General features: G+C 70.8%; 15 protein-coding genes. 6 read left to right on the forward strand and 9 right to left on the reverse strand.

What is annotated here, in order from left to right:
- Positions 1-1386: an FAD-dependent oxidoreductase gene (locus ACIRJP_RS14465; protein ID WP_404172734.1), complete on the forward strand. Its 1386-nt coding sequence runs from the start codon at positions 1-3 to the stop codon at positions 1384-1386.
- Between the two features lie 223 nt (positions 1387-1609).
- Here the strand turns inward: ACIRJP_RS14465 and hemE are convergent, their stop codons facing one another.
- Positions 1610-2683: a uroporphyrinogen decarboxylase gene (hemE, locus tag ACIRJP_RS14470; protein WP_404172737.1), complete on the reverse strand. Its 1074-nt coding sequence runs from the start codon at positions 2681-2683 to the stop codon at positions 1610-1612.
- A 128-nt stretch (positions 2684-2811) separates the two neighbouring features.
- On the opposite strand from hemE, the gene ACIRJP_RS14475 reads away from it, so the two are divergent.
- The 5 genes from ACIRJP_RS14475 (at position 2812) to ACIRJP_RS14495 (ending at position 9400) form a co-directional block, all read left to right on the forward strand.
- Entirely contained in the window at positions 2812-3471 is a 660-nt protein-coding gene (locus tag ACIRJP_RS14475) for a DUF3000 domain-containing protein (protein WP_404172740.1), read from the forward strand.
- Positions 3472-3727: 256 nt separating this feature from the next.
- Positions 3728-4390, forward strand: a complete 663-nt coding sequence (locus ACIRJP_RS14480) for a response regulator transcription factor (RefSeq protein WP_024488613.1) — start codon at positions 3728-3730, stop codon at positions 4388-4390.
- A 115-nt stretch (positions 4391-4505) separates the two neighbouring features.
- Positions 4506-5780, forward strand: a complete 1275-nt coding sequence (locus tag ACIRJP_RS14485; protein ID WP_404172743.1) for an HRDC domain-containing protein — start codon at positions 4506-4508, stop codon at positions 5778-5780.
- A 273-nt stretch (positions 5781-6053) separates the two neighbouring features.
- Positions 6054-7274: an acetyl-CoA C-acyltransferase gene (locus tag ACIRJP_RS14490; RefSeq protein WP_266729096.1), complete on the forward strand. Its 1221-nt coding sequence runs from the start codon at positions 6054-6056 to the stop codon at positions 7272-7274.
- Entirely contained in the window at positions 7271-9400 is a 2130-nt protein-coding gene (locus ACIRJP_RS14495; RefSeq protein ID WP_404172746.1) for a 3-hydroxyacyl-CoA dehydrogenase NAD-binding domain-containing protein, read from the forward strand. The genes ACIRJP_RS14490 and ACIRJP_RS14495 overlap by 4 nt, the downstream gene beginning before the upstream one ends.
- Positions 9401-9605: 205 nt before the next feature.
- Here the strand turns inward: ACIRJP_RS14495 and ACIRJP_RS14500 are convergent, their stop codons facing one another.
- The 8 genes from ACIRJP_RS14500 to galE all read right to left on the reverse strand — a co-directional run bounded on the left by ACIRJP_RS14500 (position 9606) and on the right by galE (position 22163).
- Positions 9606-10889, reverse strand: a complete 1284-nt coding sequence (locus ACIRJP_RS14500; protein WP_404172749.1) for a phosphodiester glycosidase family protein — start codon at positions 10887-10889, stop codon at positions 9606-9608.
- Complete coding sequence (locus ACIRJP_RS14505) at positions 10886-11629, reverse strand: Ig-like domain-containing protein (protein ID WP_404172752.1); 744 nt, start codon at positions 11627-11629, stop codon at positions 10886-10888. Before ACIRJP_RS14505 ends, ACIRJP_RS14500 begins: the two co-directional genes overlap by 4 nt.
- 13 nt (positions 11630-11642) lie before the next feature.
- Positions 11643-12446 carry a rhamnogalacturonan acetylesterase gene (locus ACIRJP_RS14510; protein ID WP_404172755.1) on the reverse strand — a complete coding sequence of 268 codons (804 nt, stop codon included), beginning with the start codon at positions 12444-12446 and terminating at the stop codon, positions 11643-11645.
- On the reverse strand, positions 12436-16989 hold the full coding sequence (locus ACIRJP_RS14515) for a glycosyltransferase (protein ID WP_404172757.1): 4554 nt from the start codon (positions 16987-16989) through the stop codon (positions 12436-12438). Before ACIRJP_RS14515 ends, ACIRJP_RS14510 begins: the two co-directional genes overlap by 11 nt.
- Positions 16986-18254: a CDP-alcohol phosphatidyltransferase family protein gene (locus ACIRJP_RS14520; RefSeq protein WP_404172760.1), complete on the reverse strand. Its 1269-nt coding sequence runs from the start codon at positions 18252-18254 to the stop codon at positions 16986-16988. Before ACIRJP_RS14520 ends, ACIRJP_RS14515 begins: the two co-directional genes overlap by 4 nt.
- Positions 18255-18436: 182 nt before the next feature.
- A complete protein-coding gene (locus tag ACIRJP_RS14525) occupies positions 18437-19963 on the reverse strand; it encodes a hypothetical protein (RefSeq protein WP_404172763.1) in 1527 nt (508 codons plus the stop codon).
- Positions 19960-21021, reverse strand: a complete 1062-nt coding sequence (locus ACIRJP_RS14530; protein ID WP_404172766.1) for a hypothetical protein — start codon at positions 21019-21021, stop codon at positions 19960-19962. Before ACIRJP_RS14530 ends, ACIRJP_RS14525 begins: the two co-directional genes overlap by 4 nt.
- 131 nt (positions 21022-21152) lie before the next feature.
- Entirely contained in the window at positions 21153-22163 is a 1011-nt protein-coding gene (gene galE, locus ACIRJP_RS14535; protein WP_404172769.1) for a UDP-glucose 4-epimerase GalE, read from the reverse strand.
- Between the last annotated feature and the right edge of the window lie 21 nt (positions 22164-22184).

A 22184-nucleotide genomic window follows, 5' to 3' on the forward strand; every position in this document is an offset into this window, starting at 1 on the left:
ATGACGGCGGAGCGACTGGTGGTCATCGGCGGTGACGCGGCGGGCATGTCCGCCGCGTCCCAGGCCCGCAGGCTCAAGGGCCCCGACGAGCTGAGCATCGTCGCCTTCGAGCGCGGCCATTTCACCTCGTACTCCGCCTGCGGCATCCCGTACTGGGTCAGCGGCGACGTCAGGGCGCGGGACGACCTCATCGCGCGTACGCCCGAGGAGCACCGCGCCCGCGACATCGACCTGAGGATGCGCACCGAGGTCACGGAGATCGATGTCGCCGGGCAGCGGGTGCGGGCCCTGGACCTCACCACCGGCGAGGCGTACTGGACGGGCTTCGACAAGCTGGTGATCGCGACCGGGGCCCGCCCGGTACGCCCGGCGCTGCCCGGCATGGACGCGCCCGGGGTGCACGGGGTGCAGACCCTGGGCGACGGGCAGGCGCTGCTGGAGTCCCTGGACCGGGCGCCGGGCAGCAGGCGGGCCGTCGTCGTCGGGGCGGGCTACATCGGCGTGGAGATGGCGGAGGCCATGCTCAAGCACGGCTTCGAGGTGACCGTGCTCAACCGCGGCGAGCAGCCGATGGCGACGCTCGACCCCGACATGGGGCGGCTGGTGCACGACGCGATGGACGGCCTGGGCATCACCACGGTCAACCGGGCCGAGGTCACCGCGATCCGCGCCGGTTCGCACGGCCGGGTCCACGCGGTCGTCACCGGCGACGCCTCCTACCCGGCGGACGTGGTGGTGCTCGGGATCGGCGTCGAGCCGGAGACGACGCTGGCGCGCGCCGTCGGCCTCCCGGTGGGCCCGCACGGCGGGCTGCTGACCGATCTGTCGATGCGGGTCGTCGGGCACGACAACATCTGGGCGGGCGGTGACTGCGTGGAGGTCCTGGACCTCGTGGCGGGCCGCACCCGCCACATCGCGCTGGGCACCCACGCCAACAAGCACGGCCAGATCATCGGTTCCAACGTGGGCGGCGGCTACGGGACGTTCCCGGGGGTGGTCGGCACGGCGGTGAGCAAGGTGTGCGATCTGGAGATCGCCCGCACCGGTCTGCGCGAGAAGGACGCCCGCGCAGTGGGTCTGCGGTACGTCACGGCGACGATCGAGTCGACGGGCCGGGCGGGCTACTACCCGGGGGCGCGGCCCATGACGGTGAAGATGATCGCGGAGTACCGCACGGGCCGACTGCTCGGGGTGCAGATCGTGGGCCGGGACGGGGCTGCCAAGCGGGTGGACATCGCGGCGGTGGCGCTCACGGCCGGGATGACGGTGGAGCAGATGACCGCCCTGGACCTGGGCTACGCCCCACCGTTCTCGCCGGTCTGGGACCCCGTCCTGGTGGCGGCCCGCAAGGCGGTGACCGCGGTGCGGCGGGCGGGCACCGCCTGACAGCCTGTCGGGTGGCCTTCGACCGGAGAGCGGACGCGATCCGGTGCGTGCGATTCCAAGGCGCCGGGATGTTCTCGGGTGGGGCCTCCCCTGCTCGTTGAGAGCTTGGGGAAGGAGCCACCAGGACATCCCGGCAACACGGGAAGCGTGCCTGACAGGGCGTGGCCGCCCGGTCAGAGGCCACCCGGCAGGCCCGGGGTGCGCGATGCCCGGCCCCGGCCGCTCAGCGCTCGGTGCTGGTGTGCACGTACTCGACGAGCCGGGTCAGCGCGTCGGGGTCCATCGACGGCATCACGCCGTGACCCAGGTTGAAGACGTGGCCTTCGAGACCGGCGGCCGCGTCCAGGACCTCCTGGGCCTTCTCCTCCACCGTCGCCGTCGGCGCGAACAGCACCGCGGGGTCGAGGTTGCCCTGGAGCGCCTTGCCGGGACCGACCCGGCGGGCGGCCTCGTCCAGCGGGACGCGCCAGTCGACGCCGACGACGTCCGCGCCCGCCTCGCCCATCAGGCCGAGGAGTTCGCCGGTGCCGACGCCGAAATGGATGCGCGGGACGCCGTACGGGGCGACGGCCTCGAAGACCTTCGCCGAGGCCGGCAGCACCGAGCGCCGGTAGTCGGCGGGGGCCAGCGCGCCCACCCAGGAGTCGAAGAGCTGGACGGCCGAGGCGCCCGCCTCGATCTGCACCTTGAGGAAGGCGCCGGTGATCTCGGCAAGCCGGTCAAGGAGGTCCGCCCAGAGCTGCGGGTCGCCGTACATCAGGGCCTTGGTGTGCTCGTGGTTGCGGGACGGGCCGCCCTCCACGAGGTAGCTGGCGAGGGTGAACGGCGCCCCGGCGAAACCGATCAGCGGGGTGGCGCCCAGCTCGGCGGTGAGCAGGCCGATGGCCTCGGTGACGTAGGCGATGTCCTCGGGCGTGAGGTCACGCAGCCGGGCCAGGTCGGCGCGGGTGCGGACCGGGTCGGCGATGACCGGGCCGACACCGGGCTTGATGTCGAGGTCGATCCCGATGGCCTTGAGCGGTACGACGATGTCGCTGAAGTAGATCGCGGCGTCGACCTTGTGGCGGCGGACGGGCTGCATCGTGATCTCCGCGACCAGCTCCGGCATCATGCAGGAGTCGAGCATCGGGATGCCCTCGCGCACCTTCAGGTACTCCGGCAGCGAGCGCCCCGCCTGGCGCATGAACCAGACCGGTGTGTGCGGAACGGGCTCGCGTCGGCACGCCTTCAGGAACGCCGACCCATGGGTGGCGGAGGTCTTCGTCTGCTGGCCCGTGGGGCGGTCGTTGGCACTCACACTGGAATCTTCGCACGAAGCCGTGACGACCTCGCTCACTGCCCGATCGTGGAGAGGTCGTAAGCAGCGGAGCCCGCCCCGGGTGTCTCTCCCTGCGCGAAGCGCCGGTTCCGCCTACTCTTCCCCGCATGGCTCCGGCTCAGGGACAGTTCTCCGATCAAACCGATGGCGCTGACAGCAAGGACAGCGAGGAGGGTGGTTCCGTCCCGCCCGCGTTCCGGTCGGCGGTGGACGCGCTGCATTCCGCGCGCCTTCGCCCCGAGCTGGAGGTGGAGTCGACGAGGCCGCCCAAGCGTCTCGCGCCGTACGCGTATGCCCTGGAGGCGGCGGTCGTCGACGGCGAGGACGATCTCGCCGACGGCCGCCTCGTGCTGCTCCACGACCCCGCCGGGCACGACTCCTGGCAGGGCACCTTTCGCCTGGTGACGCTGGTGCGGGCCGAGCTGGAGCCGGAGATGGCCGCCGATCCGCTGCTGCCGGAGGTGTGCTGGTCCTGGCTGACCGGTGCGCTGGAGGCGCGCGGTCTGTCGTACGGGGAGGCGGGCGGCACGGTGACCCGGGCGGGGTCGCACTACTTCGGCGCGCTGGGCACGCGGCGCCCGGCGACCCAGATCGAGATCCGGGCGTCGTGGACGCCCAGGGAGGGCCGAGGCGGGGTGCCGGACACGGCGGCGCATCTCATGGCATGGGGCGACCTGCTGTGCCAGATCGCCGGCCTGCCGCCGTCGGGCCCCGCCGACGCGGCGGTGGTGACTCTCCCGCAGCGACGCGGTCCGCAGGTTCCCTGACCTCCTGCTCCGAATTCTCTGGCCGGAACTCTACTCTCGCCGGTAACTGTGCGTCATATTTCATGCACGGTTACCGGCGTTCTTTTCGTACAATCGATCGCATGTCCGATTTGCCCGAATTGTTACTCACTAAATCGTGATCTTCCCCTAAAGGAGCAGGGGTCTGCTGCCGAAGAGGTCAATGACCCTTCAAGCACGGTTCGCCCCGGCTTCATCCCCGAGCCGGCCCGTCCCGTCCACGCCCCCAGGAGGCCTGGTGTCCGTTCTCCTAGAGCAGCCCGCAAGCCTGGTCGCCTACCGCCCGAACAAGCCGACGGCCATGGTCGTCGTGGCCGACCCGCGCGTCCGTTCCACCGTCACCCGCCATCTGTGGGCACTCGGAGTTCGTGACGTCATCGAGGCGTCGTCCATCGCGGAGGCTCGTCCCCGCGTCGGCAATCCGCGCGACATCTGCGTAGCCGACGTCCACCTGCCCGACGGTTCCGGGCTGACCCTGTTGTCCGAGACCCGAGCAGCCGGCTGGCCGAACGGCCTCGCCCTCTCCGCCGCCGATGACATCGGCGCCGTGCGCAACGCCCTCGCGGGCGGCGTGAAGGGCTATGTAGTCACCGGCACACGTACCAATATCGGCCACCCCACCCGTCCCGGCGTCGCTCCCATCGGCGCCAATGCCGCCCGTATGCACCGCCGGCCCCCCGGCACCCCGAGCCACCCGGGCGGCTACCGCGAACTGTCCGGCCGCGAGGTCGAGGTCCTCCGGCTGGTCGCCGAGGGCCAGTCGAACAAGGCCATCGGCGTCTCGATGGGCCTGTCCGCCCTTACCGTCAAGAGCCACCTCGCCCGAATCGCCCGCAAGCTCGGAACCGGGGACCGCGCCGGAATGGTCGCCGTCGCCCTGCGAACGGGAATCATCCACTGACACCCGCACCCCGGCAGGTCCGCGCAGCCACGGACCGGCTGGTTTGCATTCATTCGCGCCCGTCGACGGAACGTTCCGTCGACGGGCGCCGTACATACACAGATACCCTTGACACGTGACCGACGCCCAAGAGACCGCAGCAGACACTTCACTGCGAACCACCGGGGGCGCTCCCCCGGACGACGTCGCCCCGGCGCCGACCCCCTTGCTCGAACCTCGCGAGGGCATTCCCCCGGTGGTGGCATCCGACGACGCCCTCGCCCAGGTGATCGCCGCCTTCGCGGCCGGCTCCGGACCGGTGGCCGTCGACGCCGAGCGAGCCTCCGGCTACCGCTACGGCCAGCGCGCCTACCTCGTACAGCTGCGCCGTGACGGCGCGGGCAGCGCCCTGATCGACCCCGTCGGCTGCCCCGACCTGTCGGGGCTCGGCGAGGCCCTGAACGGCAGCGAGTGGATCCTGCACGCCGCCACCCAGGACCTGCCGTGCCTGCGCGAAATAGGAATGACCCCCACCGGGCTCTTCGACACGGAGCTGGCCGGGCGGCTGGCCGGCTTCCCGCGCGTCGGCCTCGGCGCCATGGTCGAGAGCGTGCTCGGCTACTCGCTGGAGAAGGGCCATTCCGCCGTCGACTGGTCCACCCGCCCGCTGCCCGACCCCTGGCTGCGCTACGCGGCGCTCGACGTCGAGCTGCTGATCGATCTGCGCAACTCCCTGGAGGAGGAGCTCGACCGGCAGGGCAAGCTGGAATGGGCCCGTGAGGAGTTCGACTCGATCGCCTCCGCGCCGCCCGCTCCCCCGCGCAAGGACCCCTGGCGCCGCACGTCCGGCATGCACAAGGTCCGCCGTCGTCGCCAGATGGCGGTGGTACGGGAGCTGTGGACGGCACGCGACCAGGTCGCCCGACGCCGTGACATCTCGCCGGGCAAGGTGCTGGGCGACGCCGCGATCGTCGAGGCCGCTCTCGCGCTCCCGCCGAACGTCCAGGCGCTGACCGCGCTGCCCGGGTTCGGCCACCGCATGGGGCGCCGACAGCTGGAGCAGTGGCAGGCGGCCGTCGACCGGGCCAAGGCGCTGCCGGACACCGAACTCCCGCAGCCCGGCCAGACCCTCGCCGGCCCGCCGCCGCCCCGCGCGTGGGCGGACAAGGACCCCGCCGCGGCGGCCCGGCTCTCGGCCGCCCGCGCCGCGGTGTCCGAGCTCGCCGAGCGGCTGCACATGCCGCAGGAGAACCTGATCACTCCGGACACGGTGCGCCGGGTCTGCTGGGAGCCGCCCAAGCACCTGACGCCGGACACGGTCGAGACCGCGCTCGCCGGGTACGGGGCGCGCCGCTGGCAGATCGAGCAGGTGGCGCCGCTGCTGGTCCGCGCACTGGCGTCGGCGGCCTGAGCGGCCGTCACCGAGGGGCGTAATCGCGCCAGGTTGTGCGGGCCGCGGCCACGACGCGTTCCCGATCGCCGGACGGGGCTGGATCCAGCCCCGTCCGGCGATCGGCGTATCGGGCCGGAACGGCTCCCGCACCCGGCCCCGGCGTATGTGACCTTCGCCGCTCCCGCCGCAGGGGGTGGGCAGTCTGGTTACCCGCAAGTAGCATGATGGTGGTGGCGCGCTTCCGGGCGTGCCGCGCAGCAGTGCCATCCCGCACCCTGGAGGAGAGCCACCGTGCCTCGTACCATCCGGGACGTCGTCTTCGTCGACGGCGTCCGCACCCCGTTCGGCAAAGCGGGCCCGAAGGGCATCTACCACGAGACCCGCGCCGACGATCTCGTCGTGAAGGCCATCCGGGAGCTGCTGCGCCGCAACCCGGACCTGGACCCCGCGCGGATCGACGAGGTCGCCATCGCCGCGACCACCCAGATCGGCGACCAGGGCCTCACGCTGGGTCGTACCGCCGGAATCCTGGCCGGGTTGCCGCAGTCCGTGCCCGGTTACTCCATCGACCGCATGTGCGCCGGCGCCCTGACCGCCGTCACCTCGACGGCCGGCTCCATCGCCTTCGGCGCGTACGACGTCGTCGTCGCCGGTGGTGTCGAGCACATGGGCCGTCACCCGATGGGCGAGGGTGTGGACCCGAACCCGCGCTTCGTGTCGGAGAAGCTGGTCGACGAGTCGGCCCTGTTCATGGGCATGACCGCGGAGAACCTGCACGACCGGTACCCGCAGATCACCAAGCTCCGTGCCGACGAGTACGCGGTCCGCTCGCAGGAGAAGGCCGCCAAGGCGTACGCCAACGGCAAGATCCAGCAGGACCTGGTGCCGATCTCGGTGCGCCGCACCAACGCCGAGGCCGGCGAGACCGGCTGGGGTCTGGTCACCGCCGACGAGCCGATGCGCCCGGGTACCACCCTGGAGTCGCTCGCCGGTCTGAAGACCCCGTTCCGTGCCCACGGCCGGGTCACCGCCGGTAACGCCGCCGGTCTCAACGACGGCGCCACCGCCTCCCTGCTCGCCGCCGAGGACGTCGCCCGCGAGCTGGGCCTCCCGGTCAAGATGCGCCTGGTCTCGTACGCCTTCGCGGGCGTCGAGCCGGAGGTCATGGGCTACGGCCCGATCCCGTCGACCGAGAAGGCCCTGGCCAAGGCCGGGCTGACCATCGACGACATCGGTCTGTTCGAGATCAACGAGGCGTTCGCCGTCCAGGTGCTCGCCTTCCTCGACCACTACGGCATCGCCGACGACGACGCGCGCGTCAACCAGTACGGCGGCGCCATCGCCTACGGTCACCCGCTGGCCTCCTCCGGTGTGCGTCTGATGACGCAGCTGGCCCGCCAGTTCGAGGAGCAGCCGGAGGTCCGCTACGGCCTGACGACGATGTGCGTCGGCTTCGGCATGGGCGCCACGGTCATCTGGGAGAACCCGAACTTCAACGGAGGCAACAAGTGAGCTCCACCACTGAGCTTCTGAAGGGTGCGGCCGAGCTGTTCCCCGGCGAGGTCGTCACCCAGGCGCACGTGCGCCACCTGGACCTTCCGGCCGGCGCGGGCCGCTTCGCCCTCATCACGCTGGACAACGGCCTGGACCACACCAAGCCGACCACCTTCGGACCGCAGTCGCTGGCGAACCTGAACGCCGCCGTCGACCAGGTGGAGAAGGAGGCCGCCGAGGGTGCGATCACCGGTATCGGCATCACCGGCAAGCCGTTCATCTTCGCGGTCGGCGCCGACCTCAAGGGCGTCGAGCTGCTGAAGAACCACGACGACGCGCTCGCCATCGGCAAGGGCGGCCACGACGTGTTCCGGCGCCTGTCCGGCCTCGCGGTCCCGACGTTCGCGTACTACAACGGCGCGGCGATGGGCGGCGGTGTCGAGGTCGGTCTGCACTGCACGTACCGCACCGTCTCCAGGGCGCTGCCCGCCTTCTCGCTGCCGGAGGTCTTCCTCGGTCTGGTTCCGGGCTGGGGCGGCTGCGCGCTGCTTCCCAACCTGATCGGTGCCGACCGCGCGGTCTCGGTCATCATCGAGAACTCGCTGAACCAGAACCGTCAGCTCAAGGGCAAGCAGGTCTTCGAGCTCGGGATCGCCGACGCTCTCTTCGAGGGCGCGGACTTCCTGGAGCAGTCGCTGATCTGGACCGCGGACGTGCTGAACGGCACGGTCACGGTGGAGCGTCCCGAGGTCGACCGCGGTGACGCCTGGGACCAGGCCGTCGCGCGGGGCAAGGCGATCGCCGACTCCAAGGTGCACGGCGCCGCCCCGGCCGCGTACCGCGCGCTGGAGATCATCGCGGCGGCGAAGGACGGCGACCTGGGCGCCGGCTTCGACGCCGAGGACCAGGCCCTCGCGGACCTGATCATGGGCGGCGAGCTGCGCTCCGGGATCTACTCCTTCAACCTGGTCCAGAAGCGCGCCAAGCGCCCGGCCGGTGCCCCGGACAAGAACCTGGCCCGCCCGGTCACCAAGGTCGGCGTCGTCGGTGCCGGTCTGATGGCCTCGCAGCTGGCGCTGCTGTTCCTGCGCCGCCTGGAGGTGCCGGTCGTGCTGACCGACATCGACCAGGAGCGGGTCGACAAGGGTGTGGGCTACGTCCACGCCGAGATCGAGAAACTGCTCGGCAAGGGCCGCATCAACCAGGACAAGGCCAACCGCCTCAAGGCCCTGGTCTCCGGTGTGCTGGACAAGGCGGAGGGCTTCTCCGACGCCGACTTCATCATCGAGGCCGTCTTCGAGGAGATCGGCGTCAAGCAGCAGGTGTTCGCGGAGGTCGAGGCGGTCGCCCCGGCGCACGCGATCCTCGCCACCAACACCTCGTCCCTCTCGGTCACCGAGATGGCGTCGAAGCTGAAGCACCCCGAGCGGGTCGTCGGCTTCCACTTCTTCAACCCGGTCGCGATCCTGCCGCTGCTGGAGATCGTCCGCGGCGAGCAGACCGACGACGCCTCGCTGGCGACGGCGTTCGGTGTGGCGCGCAAGCTGAAGAAGACCGCGGTGCTGGTGAAGGACGCCCCGGCGTTCGTCGTCAACCGCATCCTCACCCGCTTCATGGGCGAGATCCAGAACGTCATCGACGAGGGCACCCCGGTCGAGGCCGCCGAGAAGGCCATCGAGCCGCTCGGCCTGCCGATGTCCCCACTGGTGCTCCTGGAGCTGGTCGGCCCGGCCATCGGCCTGCATGTCTCCGAGACCCTGAACCGCGCCTTCCCGGAGCGTTTCACCGTCTCCGAGAACCTCGCGGCCGTCGTCAAGGCCGGCAAGCGCGGCTTCTACGTCTACGATTCCGGCAAGCCGGAGCTGGACCCGGAGGTCGCCGCGCTCCTCAAGCAGGGCGATGTCGTCCTGCTTGAGGAGCAGGTCCGCGACCGGGTCCTGGACGCGGTGGCCCAGGAGATCGGTCTGATGCTGGACGAGGGCGTCGTCGCCGAGGCCCAGGACATCGACCTGTGCCTGATCACCGGCGCGGGCTGGCCCTTCCACCTGGGCGGCATCACGCCGTACCTGGACCGTGAGGGCGTCTCGGAGCGGGTGAACGGCAAGAAGTTCCTCGCGCAGGGCGTGGCGAGCGTTCCGGCGTAACGCCGGGTCGGTATCGACGGAACGGGCCGTACGGGAATCTCCCCGTACGGCCCGTTCCGTGTACACCGGCTTCGCCGGACGGGCGCCCCGGCCCGACGTCCCTGCTCCACCGCCGACAACGGCGGCGGAGCCGGCGGGCAGCCCGCGGACGAAACAGCCCGGCGGCCACGATGTTCCCCTTCTCCGCCCGCGCGTGCGCTTCCGTTCAGCGTTCCAGGACGACCAGCGCGTCGGCCACGGCGCGTTCCTGTACCGGCGCTCCCTGCACGCCCCTGGGCCGGTTGTGGAGCCGCCCGTTCACCACCATCGTGCTGGAACCGCCGCCGTCGAGGTTGAGTGCGTCCACCGCCCCCAGCTCGCGCATCAGCTCCGCCGCCTCCCGCAGTGTGACGCCCGCGCTGTCCGGGCCACGGCCGTCGAAGACGGCGAGGAGCAGCGTGCCGTCCGCCTCGATGCCGACGACCGTACGGGGCTGGCGCTCGGTCGATGTGTCGCCGGTGAACCCGTTGGCCGCGCCATTGATCCAGGTCTCTCCCCCGCGCAGCAGCGCGGGGCCGGCGCCCAGCACGGACGCTCCCGGGGCGAGGACCTCGTGCCCGCTGCTGTCCGTCACGCTGGTCTGCCGGCCCAACGGCAGCCCCTGACGTGCGTGCGTCCGCAGCCAGCCGGCGCCCTCCCCGACGCCGGTGAGGGCGGAGCCGGTCCGGGGGATCTCCCCGCCCGCTGGGCTGCGGAGCTCCGTCACCCGCCCGTCCGCGTCGAGCACCGCCTCCGCGCTGCCGGGTGCGCCGGGTGGGGTACGCGCGCCCCAGTCGGGGGTGAAGGCGACGATCTCGCTGTCGTCCAGGCAGAGTTGGTTGTGCCGGGGCCGCTGCTCCGGCAGCCCCGTACTGGCCAGTCGGTCCCCGCCCGTGCCTCCGCAGCCGACGATTCTTCCCGGCGCCCGGTTCACCCCGTCCAGCTCGCGCACCACTCCGTCCGGCGCGGTCAGCCACATCTCGGAACGTACTTCGTCGATGCGGGGCCGGTCTCCGGGGCCGGGCAGGATCAGCGCGGTGCGTCCGTTCGCGGCCTCGCTGAGCACTCGGCCGTCGATGGCCAGAGCGCCCAGCGGATCTCCTGGGTAGCCGCTGGAGACGGCGGACCCCGCGGTGTCGAAGAAGGAGCCGTTCACCGCGGCCACGGCTCGTTCGCGCCGCGCCGTCCGGCCGACGGTCTCGGTGGTCGCGAGATGGTCGCCGGCGTCCGGCTTCACCGTGACCCGGGCGGACGGCCGGACGGTCACCGTGCTGATGAGGACCTGTGCCCCGTTCGCCAGCCGGCGGGTGATCCGCTCCGCCGCCACCCCGCAGCACCCGTCGGCCGACGGGGACGAGCGCGGCTGGTCGTCGCGCCGGGCGGGACCTCGGCCGGTGCACCCGGCGGCCGTCACCCCCAGGACCAGCAGGACCGCGCACCACTGCACGAGGCGGTCCCGGTGCCGTCTCACGGTGCCGGTGCCCAGCCTCCGAGCACGCCGGGCGTCGCGCCGAGGTCGCCGACATGAACGGTCACCCGGCCGGAGACCAGGCGGCCGCCGCCGGCGTCCAGCACGTAGTCGAACCAGTCGTAACCCAGATGGCCGTTGAACGGGTGGTACGTCACCGCTCCGTCCACCTCGACGCTCGTGACCCCGTGCCGGGCGGGGCCGACCCCGACCAGCCTGACGTCCTCGCCCATCCCGGCGGTGAGGTCGGTCAGCACTCCGCGGTGTCCGGGCACCACCGTCATGCTCCGTCCCTGCGGGGGCAGCGGGGCGACCCGGAAGCCGTGGTTCTTCAGGGAGAACGTGGTGGAGGTGAGACCTTTCCCGCCGTCGGCGATGATGCCCGCCCGCAGGACGGGCACGAGGAAGGCATCGGGTGCGACGTGCCGGTTCACCTGGAGCGTGAACCTGGCGACACGCTCGACGCCGGGGCCCGTCGATGTCGCGTACCGGTCACCCGAGGGCAGCAGGCTCATTCCGGCCATGTTCTCGATGGTGGCGACCTTGTCGAACGAATCGGCCATGAGATAGCCGTAGTAGCGGGTGCCGTCGCCCTGCGGGGTGAGGATCCATTCGAAGTCGATCCGGCTGCCGGGCCCGACCGGCAGCCGGGGGTCGGCGGAGGACCGCAGCTCCATGTGCGCCACGATCGAGGGGTTGTCCTGCTGGACGCTGCGCATTCCGGTGAGGGTGAAGGTGCTCATGATCGTCCGACTCTCAGTTCGAGCCCAGCGTGCGTGACCTGGTCAGTTCGGCGTGTGTCTCCTCGTCGAGCCAGCTCACCCACTCCGGAGGAAAGTCCGCGCGGTCGAGGTTGACGGCCCAGTGCGGTGGCACGATCCGCTGCTCCACCAGCGCGTAGGCGACATAGCGCGCGCACGCGATGGCTCCCTCCGGCGTCATGTGGCCGGGGTCGTGGAACCCCTCCGCATAGTTCGGGTGTTCCCCCGGCTCCAGGTGGATGAAGAAGGGGCGCACGCCTTCCGGGCCCAGCCCCTCCCACCAGCCGTGGGTCTGGTCGTAGAGGTTGACGTAGGGAACGCTGCACTCCGCCGCGAGGTCGCGCATCGCCATCACGTACTCCGTGATGCTCCTCGGCAGGTTGCCGTGCACATCGTGGGTGTCCCGCTCCGGCGGGCTGATCAGCACCGGATGGGCGTTGCGTTCGCGCGCGCCGTCGACGAACTTCCGCAGGTGGTGCGGGAAGTCACCGTACGCCTCCGTACGGAGCCACTCCTCCGGCTTGGCGTCGTTGATGCCGAACGAGGTGAACAGGTAGTCCCCGGGGCGGATGTTCTGGAGAATCCAGTCGAGCCTGCCCCGCTCGCTGAACGTGCGGGCGCTCGCTCCGGCCCGTGCGCAGTTGACGACCTCCACCTCCTGCGAGCTGAGGAAGAAGTGGAGCACCTGGCCCCAGCCCGTCATCGGCGCCTTGCTCGCTTCCCGCGTCACCGCGGCGGAGTCGCCCGCGAGGAAGATCCGGCGGGGCCTGCCCTGCTCGGGATTCCAGTCAGACAGCACGGTCCCACCCGTTCTCGTTCGTTCCCCGGCCGACCATGTCCAGAGCCGCGGCACCGACGTCCGGTACACCGTGCATGTCGTCGTCCCGGTGCGCGCGGGTGACGGGCAGGGCGGCGACTGGGCCAGAGGGTCCGAGATCGGCGGCGCTCGCCGTCCCCAGGGCGTCGATCGCCTCGTACACCCGCTCGCAGTTGCCCTCGCCACGGTGCGCGAAGAAGTGTTCCGCGCGCTCGCGGTACGGGCTCTCGACGGTGAAGCCCCTGGCCATCGAGGCGATGATCTCGTCCACGGCCTGGTCGACCGTGCGGCAGACCGGGCCGAAGCCGTGCTCCGTCAGGTTGAAGTAGCCCCGCTTGTAGTGCCGTCCGTAGAAGTCCTCCTCGTCGAAGGGCACATGGACGAGCGGAATCCCCATGTAGGCCACGTCGAAGAAGACGGAGGAGTAGTCCGTGACCATGAGGGAGCACTCCTTCATGGCTTCCTGGACGTTGCGCGTACCGGGGTCGGCGACCTCGATCGCGGGCGAGTCGATCCGGAAGTTGTGCAGGTAGGGCCGGATCTCGTAGTGCGGGAAGAACTCCAGGTCGACGCCGAAGTGCTCCAGGGCCGCGGCGAGCCGCCGGTCGGAGAGCAGCGAGCGGTAGAACCGGAAGTACTCGGACTGGGTGAAGGCGGTCTTGGCCGGGCCCGCGGACTTCTTGTAGGAGGCCGTGACGATCCACTGCCGCCAGGTCGGCATGAGCAGGATGCGCGGACGCTCCCCCGGCTCCCGCCGCAGCGCGTCGAACCTGGGCAGGCCCGCCAGCACGGCGCGGTCGCCGAAGCCGGCCTCCTTGGCCAGGTAGGCGCGCTCCTGACGGCCGGTGGTCACGATCATGTCGTAACTGGTGATCCGCTGGTCCACACCGGAGGTCACGTCGTTGTAGATGATCCCGTGCTGGAGGAAGACCCGCTGGTACTTCAGCAGCTCACCGAAGCGGTGCAGGAAGAGCACCTTCCGGTAGCCCTCGGGCAGCAGGTACGACTCGGAGTCGTACGACCCGATCAGCTTGGTCGCGTGCAGCAGATACATCCGGTGTTTGAACGAACCGAGCTTGATCACCCGGCCGTAGGGGGCGACCTTCTTGTAGTCGGGGGAGTTCCCGTCGATGACGTAGTACGCCTTGCGGCGCTTGCGGTGGGTCCGCATCCACTTGAAGAAGTGGTACGAGTTGTCCTGGGCCGTGTCCGACCGCTCGCCTATGAGCCAGATCTCACGGGAGTTGAGGAACGGGTACATGAGCCAGTAGGCGAGTCGCATGCGCCAGCCCGGGTTGCGGGTCTTGAGGATGCGTATCTCGCGGGCCGTCCGCCACAGGGCGTGCTTCGCCCGCGCGACGGGCTTCCGGTCGATCAGCCGCAGGTGCAACGCGTCCTGGCCACCGATGGTCAGCATGTAGGGGTGGCCGGCGATCCGGCCGGGGCCCTTGAGCCGGTGCAGCGGAAGGCGCGCCTTCATGACGACATTGCGCTGCCGCGAGCGGTCCACGCGGTGCACCCGGAGCCGGAAGTCACCGACCCCGAATCCGCCGCGCGTCAGGTCCTTGACCGGGACCTCCGCGTACCAGCCGGCGTACAGGTCGCGGCCGTTGCGGGTGTTCCACAGGTCGCGGCGGGCGACCTGGCGCAGCGGTACGACGACCTTGGCCTGCGCGGTCTGGTAGACGAACTCCAGTTCGTTCTCCATGGCGCCGCTGATGTCCATGCCGGGGAAGGCCAGACAGCCCTCCACGACCAGCACGTCGCCCCGGGTACGGACCGACTCGACGACGACGTTGGGGTCGTTGACGCGGGCGGTCCGGGTGTTCTGAGTGCCGCCCGGGAAGGTCCGGTGGAAGCCGTCGTCGTCGATCTCCAGCGCCAGCGGGGCGTTCTCCAGCGCCGGTTCCGGGTTGCAGAAGAGCTCGAAGTTCCCGCTCTTCGCCGCGTAGTGGTCGAGCTGCTGGGCGGGGTTCGTGGCGTATTCGAGGATGACCTCGTCGGGTATCTGCGCGTAGTGGCGGCGGATGCCCGGGAACATCTCCTCCAGCTGCGTACGGCCCATGACGTTACGGGCGTTGCACAGGAAGCCCTTGTAGGTGCGGGTCACATAGCGCTGGAACATGTGCCGGACGTCGGCCCGCTCGGCGGCGGTGTAGTCCAGCAGGAAGTGGTTGAGCCGCAGATGGTCCCGGTAGTTCGCCGGCTTGCTCCACAGCGAGTCCATGATGGAGGACCCGTCGGGGCGCCCGCGGTAGTAGTACACCGGGCGGTCGACCAGGCTGATGGTGTTGGCACGCAGCATGCTCGGCAGGGTCACCCAGGAGTCCTCGAAGTGGACCCCTTCGCCGAAGCGCACCCCGAGCCGGCGCAGCAGTTGGGTGCTGAACAGCTTGTTGCACGCGGATCCGCTGAAGATCAGGTCGGGTACGGAGGCGAAGTCGTCTATGACGCGGTCGCCCTTGCCGAAGTACTGCTTCCACGGGCCGTAGGGCCGGTCGGGGAAGTTCACCAGGTCGCCCACGACCAGCTCGGAGCCGTCCCGCCAGGCCGCCTGGAGCATGTGCGACAGGGCCCGCTCGCCGAGGATGTCGTCGGAGTCGAGGAAGGTGACGTACGGCGCGGTGACCCGGTCCAGGCCGTTGTTCCGGGCGTTTCCGAGTCCGCCGTTGGTCTGGTGGACGACCGTGACGTTGGCGTAGTACTGCGCGAAGTTGTCGAGGATCCGGGGCGTCTCGTCGGTGGCGCCGTCGTCCACCAGGATGACCTGGGTGGCGGCGAAGCCCTCCTGGGCCGCGATCGAGCCGAGGCAGTCGTCCAGGTACTTGGCCACGTTGTAGCAGGGCACGACGACTGCCATCTCGAAGGGATGGTCCAGGCGGGAGATCGGCGGGTGGATCCGGCCGCGCCACCACATCCACGGCGCGTCGGGGTCGTTCTGCGCGGACTCGAAGGACTTGCGGCCCGCCGTGGCGGCCCGCAGCGCGAGGTTGCCGCTGATCGTGCGGTAGCCCTCCAGCTCCTCCCCGTTCGCCAGGAAGGTCAGCCCGGAAAGGTCCACGTCGCGCACGTTGAGCGGGGAGCGGGACCGGGCCCGGTTCCACTCGACGACGACCGACACGTTCCAGACCGTGCTCTCGGAGAAACCGTCGCCGAGGACAGCGGGCAGGTCGACGGTGCCGCCGAAGCCGACGAACCGTTCGTCGATGTCGACGCCGTCGACCGGGACGGTGACGTCCTTCTTCGTGTGGCGGTTGCGTACGGCCAGGGTCAGCTTGAGGTCGTGTCCGGTCTCGATCCGCCCGAAGCGGTTGACCAGCCTGCCCTCGAACCGGAGCTCCCCGTCGTCCACGGACCACTCGTCGAGCTGGGCGAAGAGCGGCTCCTGGGCGAGCTTGGCCGCCGAGAGGCCGAGCTCCGTCACATCGAGCATGCGCCGGGCGTCCGGCAGGTGCAGATGATCGCCCGACCAGTACACCCGGCCGTCCTCCTCCACGAGGAAGGACGACAGCACGCTCTTGCGCTGCACGTAGTCGAGCGTGGTGAGCGCGGCCTCGATCTCCTGGTACATGACGAGGTAGGCCCTGACCCGGTCGACCGGATCGCACAGCTCGAACGCCTCGTCGCTGATGGAGAAGAGGTAGTTGCTCGCGATCTCGGCGAACCCCTGCTGGAACTCCGGGTCGCCCTCCGCGAGCGCCCGCATGTACAGGCGCAGGTCGTGGGCGAGGAACTTGGAGTCCTTGCGGACCTTGAGCTGCCACAGACCGCGGTCGAGGAGGAACGCGTCGGTGGCGCGGTGCACCGCGACCCGGTCGCTGATGGAGCGCAGCTCGCCCGTGCGGCCGGTGATCGATCCGCCCTCGGGTTCCCACATCCACCGGTAGACGGGGTCGGTGATGACGGTGATCCCGTCGGCGAGGCAGCCCGCCACGGTGGAGAAGTACGTGTCCTCGTAGAAGACGCCCTCGGGGAACCAGACCCCGCCCGAGCGCAGGAAGTCCACCCGGTACAGCTTCGCCGCCGCGATCGGGTCGGCCAGCATCAGCGGGAACTCCACCAGGCCTGGCACGGTGCGCGCCAGCGCGTACACCTCGGGGGCCCAGCCCTCGCTCTCGCCGGTGGCCCGGTTGACCCGGACGGCCTTTCCCGCGGTGATGTCGCTCCCGCTCTCCAGCGCACCGGCCAGCAGCAGCTCGCAGGCGCGGGGCGGCAGCTCGTCGTCGGCGTCGAGGAACATCACGTACCGGCCTGCGGCCTGCGCGATGCCCAGGTTGCGGGGCGCGCCGACGCCGCCGCTGTTGGTGGGCCGGCGCAGCACGCGGACGCGGCCGTTGGTTCCGGCGAAGTTCTTGACCACGTCGAGGGTGTTGTCCGTGGAGGCGTCGTCGACGACGACGACCTCGACCAGCTCGTACGTCTGGTTGACGGCGGACTGGAGCGCCTTGCCGATCGTCGTGGCCGCGTTGTACGCGGGGATGACCACCGTGACCCAGACGTCGGGTGTGTCCTGCTCGTGGTTCATCCGACGCCCTCTCGATCGCCCGGGTACCCGTGGTTCGGTGGCATGGCACCGGGGGCGCCGTACACCGGCCGGCCCTGCGCCTGCTGGTCGTACCCCTGCGTCCGGACCTGCTGGTACGCCTGTGTCATCTGCTGGTACGCCGGCGTCGGCTGCTGGTCCGGGGACGGCCGGCCCGGTGCCCCGTACGACGTGTAGGGCTCGGGGTACGGCTGGAATCCGGGGTCCTCGTAGGCGGGCGGCGCCTGGAACTCCGGGGCGGAGAGCGGGTCGCCCTGCACACCGCGGCGGTGCCGGCCCCGGTGGAGGTGGGGGGCGATGGAGCCCGCGCCGGACGGCGGCTCGGCCAGCTCGGCCATCACATGGGTGAAGTCGCGGGTGGAGAGCCAGAACTTGTACATGATGATCAGCTCGAAGATCCCCAGCAGGACCGCGGAGATCACCGTGGTCAGGAGGATCTGGCCGATCAGCGGTCCCACGATGAAGACGAACATCTGGAACTCGATGCCGCTGATGAGGTGCGGCCTGATCCGGCTGCGCAACAGCGCCTGCCGCACCCGCAGGTACCAGGGGAAGCGGTGACGGAACTGGGCGTGCAGGTCCACGACGTGTCCGGCGCCGCCCGCCTGTTCCTTGAGCAGCTCCGCCTCGGCCTCGGGATTCTCCCGCAGCAGGTCCTCCATGAACCGGATCTGCTGCGCCTCGGGCTCCGCCGGGCCCTCGGCGGCGGCCGCGCGTTCGGCCTCCTGGCGTTCCCGGGTGACCTTCTCGATCTTCGTCCGCATCGACATGCGCATCTTGTAGATCTGGAGCGCGTCGACGTACCGGAGCATGTCGAGGAAGACGACCATCAGCGCGGCGAGCAGAAACCTTTCATCACCGTTGCGCAGGTACTGCCCGCCCATCAGGGCGAGGGCGCAGAAGAGCACTCTGATGCGGTCGAAGACGTAGTCGAGCCAGCCGCCGAAGACGGTGCCGTTGCCCTTGAGCCTCGCGAGCTTTCCGTCGATGCAGTCGAGGATGAAGCTCAGGTGGTAGAGCGCAGCCCCGATGATCAGGGACTGCATGTCGCCCTTGAGGAAGAACCCGGCGGAACCGAGTCCGACGAACAGCGCCGCCCACGTCACACGGTTCGGCGTGATGAAGTTGAACCGCGCCATCACGATGAGCATCCGTGTGGCCACGGGATCGACCAGGATCACCGTCCACCAGGCGTCACGCTTCTTGCAGGTGAGCTTCTGGACGGCACGCAAGGACAGCTTGGCCATAACCCCTCAGTCACGAGAACGAAAGCGGCAGGCCCCCGTCGATCCATACACGGTCAGGGGACATCCGAATGTTCACGAGACTCCCCCGAATCCTTCACATGAAAGATTCGCAGATTTTATCAAGAACTTAACAGGTTTCAGCCAACCGGGTGGCAAAAAAGATCACCAGAGCCACCGAACCGTCACACTGCGTGCCAGACATCGAAGTCAAATCCGTCAGAAGGTGACTCTCGGTGAGAGATCCTCAGTCGCGATCCAGCCACGAGGGTCGCCAAGGTAACAACCCCCGCGCGATCCCGGACAACTGCGGGCATCACGGCGGAATCCGCAGGAAGTGCGTTCCACCACACGCCCGCGTCCGCCCGGCCCTCGGCGTGCACCCCGACCGCGGCGGCGCCTCCGGGTCCGGACCGGACCAGCAGGGAGTACGACCAGCCGTCCGCCTCGACGCCCCGGACACCGGTGACCGGTCCCGCACCGTCGTCGCCGCCGCCGAGCGGCAACGGTCCCGTCGCGCCCGGCCACCAGACACAGGGCTCGTTGGTCCTCGCGTCACGGAAGAGAACCGTCCCCGGCTCGGGCCCGGCCGCCAGGGATCCGGGACGGGGCGAGAACGGCACCGCCCGGTCCTCGGTCCACGCGCCGTCGGGCCCGGAGCGGTACCAGCGCAGCACGGCGGCCGAGTCCCTGGCCCGCGCGAAGAGTTCGACCCCTCCACCGGCCGTGGTCACGGTGACGAGCTCGTCGGCGACGCGGACGCCGCTCAGATGCTGCCAGGGGGTCCAGACGCCGTCGGCCCCCTGATGCCGGTAGCTCACGCTGTGCCCGAAGTTGCGTACGAAGACGAAGAGGCCGCCCGCGCCGTCGAACGCGGCCGTCGGGAAGCCGACCTCCCGGCTGCGGTGCTGGTGGCCGGAGTTCGGGCTGCCCAGGGAGTGCCACGGGGTGAGCGGGTGCCCGGTGCGGTACTGGGTGGCCCGCACCACCGCGACGTCCTCGCCGCCGCCCTTGAGCGGGGTCCGGCGCAGCGCGAAGAGGTGCGGGAAGCCGTGCGCGTCCCGCACCACCCGGAGGCCGGGCATCAGCCGCGGGCCGGGAAGGAGCTCCGGCCCCTGCCAGGCCGCACCCCCCGGCTCGCGCTGCGTCCATCGCACGACGCCCGCCGCCGAGGGCAGAAAGGCGGAGAGCCTGCCGTCGAATCCCTCGGTCAGCCAGTTCGCCGGGTGCGGGTAGCGCGGCTGCGGAGCGGTACCGGGCTGCCCGTCCGCACCGGCGCGGTGACAGTCGACGAAGACCGGGACGCCCGATTCCAGCTGGTGTTCGCGGGCCGCGGCCAGCGCGGCGAGCGCCGAGTCGGCGTTCCCGGGCGGCTCGTCGTGGACGGGGACGTCGCGTTCCTTGTCGTACGACACGTGCACCGGATCGGGGTCCGCCAGGCGCACCCGCTGCGGGCGCAGTGCGCGCAGCTCCCGCAGCAGCGCGTCGCCGTCCTGCGTACCGACGGTGCGGGGGGCGCCCACGACCTTGCAGCCGCGCCGTTCGGCGTCCGCGAGCGCGCGGTCCAGTGCCGCCCGGCCGTCCTTGCCGTCCTCCTCGACGCAGAGCACGCCGATCTCCGCGCCGGCTCCCTCCGCCTCGACGAGCGCCACCGCCTCGCGATGGCGTGCGGCGACGATCGTCACCCGCTCGGCCGGGCCCGTGGCGCTCATACCCGGCTCCAGTCTCCGAGGGTCAGCCCCTGGCCGTCCTCCTGGCGTGCGACGGCCAGTGAGCCGTCGGTGCCGAGAGCCGCGACGACCGCCCTTCCGTAGCCGTCGGCCGCCAGGGCCGGATCTCCGGTACAGCTCATTCCGGTGCCGGTCCACCAGAAGCCGGACTGCTCGCCCTCGGTCGCACAGACCCCGAGGTTGACCGTCCCGTCGGCCCCGCGGACCGCGAGCACCGTGCAGTCGAAGCCGTCCACCGTCGTCCGGACTGCGGCGATGCGGCCGTCCCCGGGGTTGCCCCCCAGCGGTACGGGCCAACTGCCCGCCCGGACCGCGACCACGCCGCCGCCCCGCGCGTCGGTCAGGTAGTACGTCAGCCGGCCCGGGGCGGTCTCCAGAGCGGTCACCGATCCGGGCAGCGGCGGCACGGCCGCGTCGTGGCCGCGTACGAAGGCGCCGCCCGGCTCCGGCTGCCGGAGCTGTAGGGCCGCGGTACGGGTGGGGACGAGGACCTCCACCAGGCCGGACGAGGTCGCCGCGGGCGCCAGGCCGTCGGTGGCGCCGGACACCTGGAGCTGGGTCCAGGCCTCCCAGCGGCCGCGCTTGTCCTCGCGGCGCAGGGCGACGCCGCCCGGTCCGGTCGGGACACAGACGTGCAGCGCGCCGTCGCTGGTGACCGCGGCGGCCGGGACGCCCGTCTCGACCGCCTTGTCGATCTCCTTGAACGGATTGCCCAGCGAGCGCCACTGCGTCATCGGACGGGCCGTCTGGTACTGCGTGGCGTACATGATGTCCACGTTCGTCCAGCCGTCGGCCCGGGGCCGGACCCGGCGCCCCAGCAGATGGGCGTAACGATTCTGCCCCTGCACCACGGTGAGCCGTTCGATGTCCTTCGCGGGCAGGACGTCCGGCCCCGTCCACCGCCGGCCGCCGGGGGCGGACTCGGTCCAGCGCAGCACGGCGCCCTCGACGTGGACGTACGCGGTCAGCCTGCCGTCGTGTCCGGTCAGCAGCCAGGGGCCGCCGAGGGCCCGGTCGAGCTGTGCGGGAGCCTCCGCCACCGGCTCCTTCCGCTGCTTCGTCGCTTCACGTGGGGAGGCGCTGCGCATCGCTGTTCGTCACCCTCCCTGGGAGCAGGCCCGTGCAGGTCACGGGTGCTGGATCGAGACATCATAAACAAGCCATGGCATGCTCAGGTCGAGCTGGTGGCGGGGGCGGTCCGACGCGCACCGGGGTGCCTCAGGCACCAGCCCTCCCATGCGGAGGCGACCATCTCGCGGGCGTCGTGCCGGGCGGACCAGCCCAGTTCGGTACGGATCCGGTCGGCCGAGGCGACGACCCTGGCCGGGTCGCCCGCCCTGCGCGGCGCCGAGACCGGGGCCGCCTCGGCCCCGTACCCCGTCACGTCACCGATCAGTTCGATCATCTCGCGCACCGAGACGCCCTCGCCGCGGCCGATGTTGACGGTCAGGTCGGCACCCGGCTCCCGGTCGAGGAGGGCCCGCGCCGCGGCGAGGTGGGCCGAGGCGATGTCGTCGACGTGGATGAAGTCGCGTACGCAGCTGCCGTCCGCGGTGTCGTAGTCGTCGCCGAAGACCACCGGGGCCTCGCCGCGCGTCAGCTTCTCGAAGACCATGGGCACCAGGTTGTGTACGCCCGTGTCGGCGAGGGAGGGGGTGGCCGCGCCGGCCACGTTGAAGTACCGCATCGACGCGGTGGCGATGCCGTGCGCCTTGCCGGCCGCGCGCACCAGCCACTCGCCCGCCAGCTTGGTCTCGCCGTAGGGGTTGATCGGGGCGCACGGGGTCGTCTCCGTGACGAGCCGCACATCGGGCATGCCGTAGACGGCCGCCGACGACGAGAAGAGGAACGCCCGCACCTCGCTGTCGGCCGCGGCCTCCAGCAGGGTCTGCAGTCCCTGCACGTTCTCCCGGTAGTAGAACAGCGGGCGCTCGACGGACTCCGCCACCTGCTTCTTCGCAGCGAGATGCACCACCCCGCGCACCCGCAGCTCCGCCAGGGTGCTCCGAAGCAGGTCCGCGTCGAGCGTCGAGCCCTGAATGAAAGGGACATCGGCGGGCAGACGCGAGCGGTCGCCCGTCGAGAGGTCGTCGTACACGGCGACCCGCTCACCGGCCTCGCTCATGGCACGGACGACATGCGCCCCGATGAAACCGGCCCCACCCGTGATCAACCAAGTCATGAACGAATAGTAGTTCGGGCT

It is taken from the genome of Streptomyces sp. NPDC102437 (genome assembly GCF_044765565.1).
GTDB lineage: Bacteria > Actinomycetota > Actinomycetes > Streptomycetales > Streptomycetaceae > Streptomyces.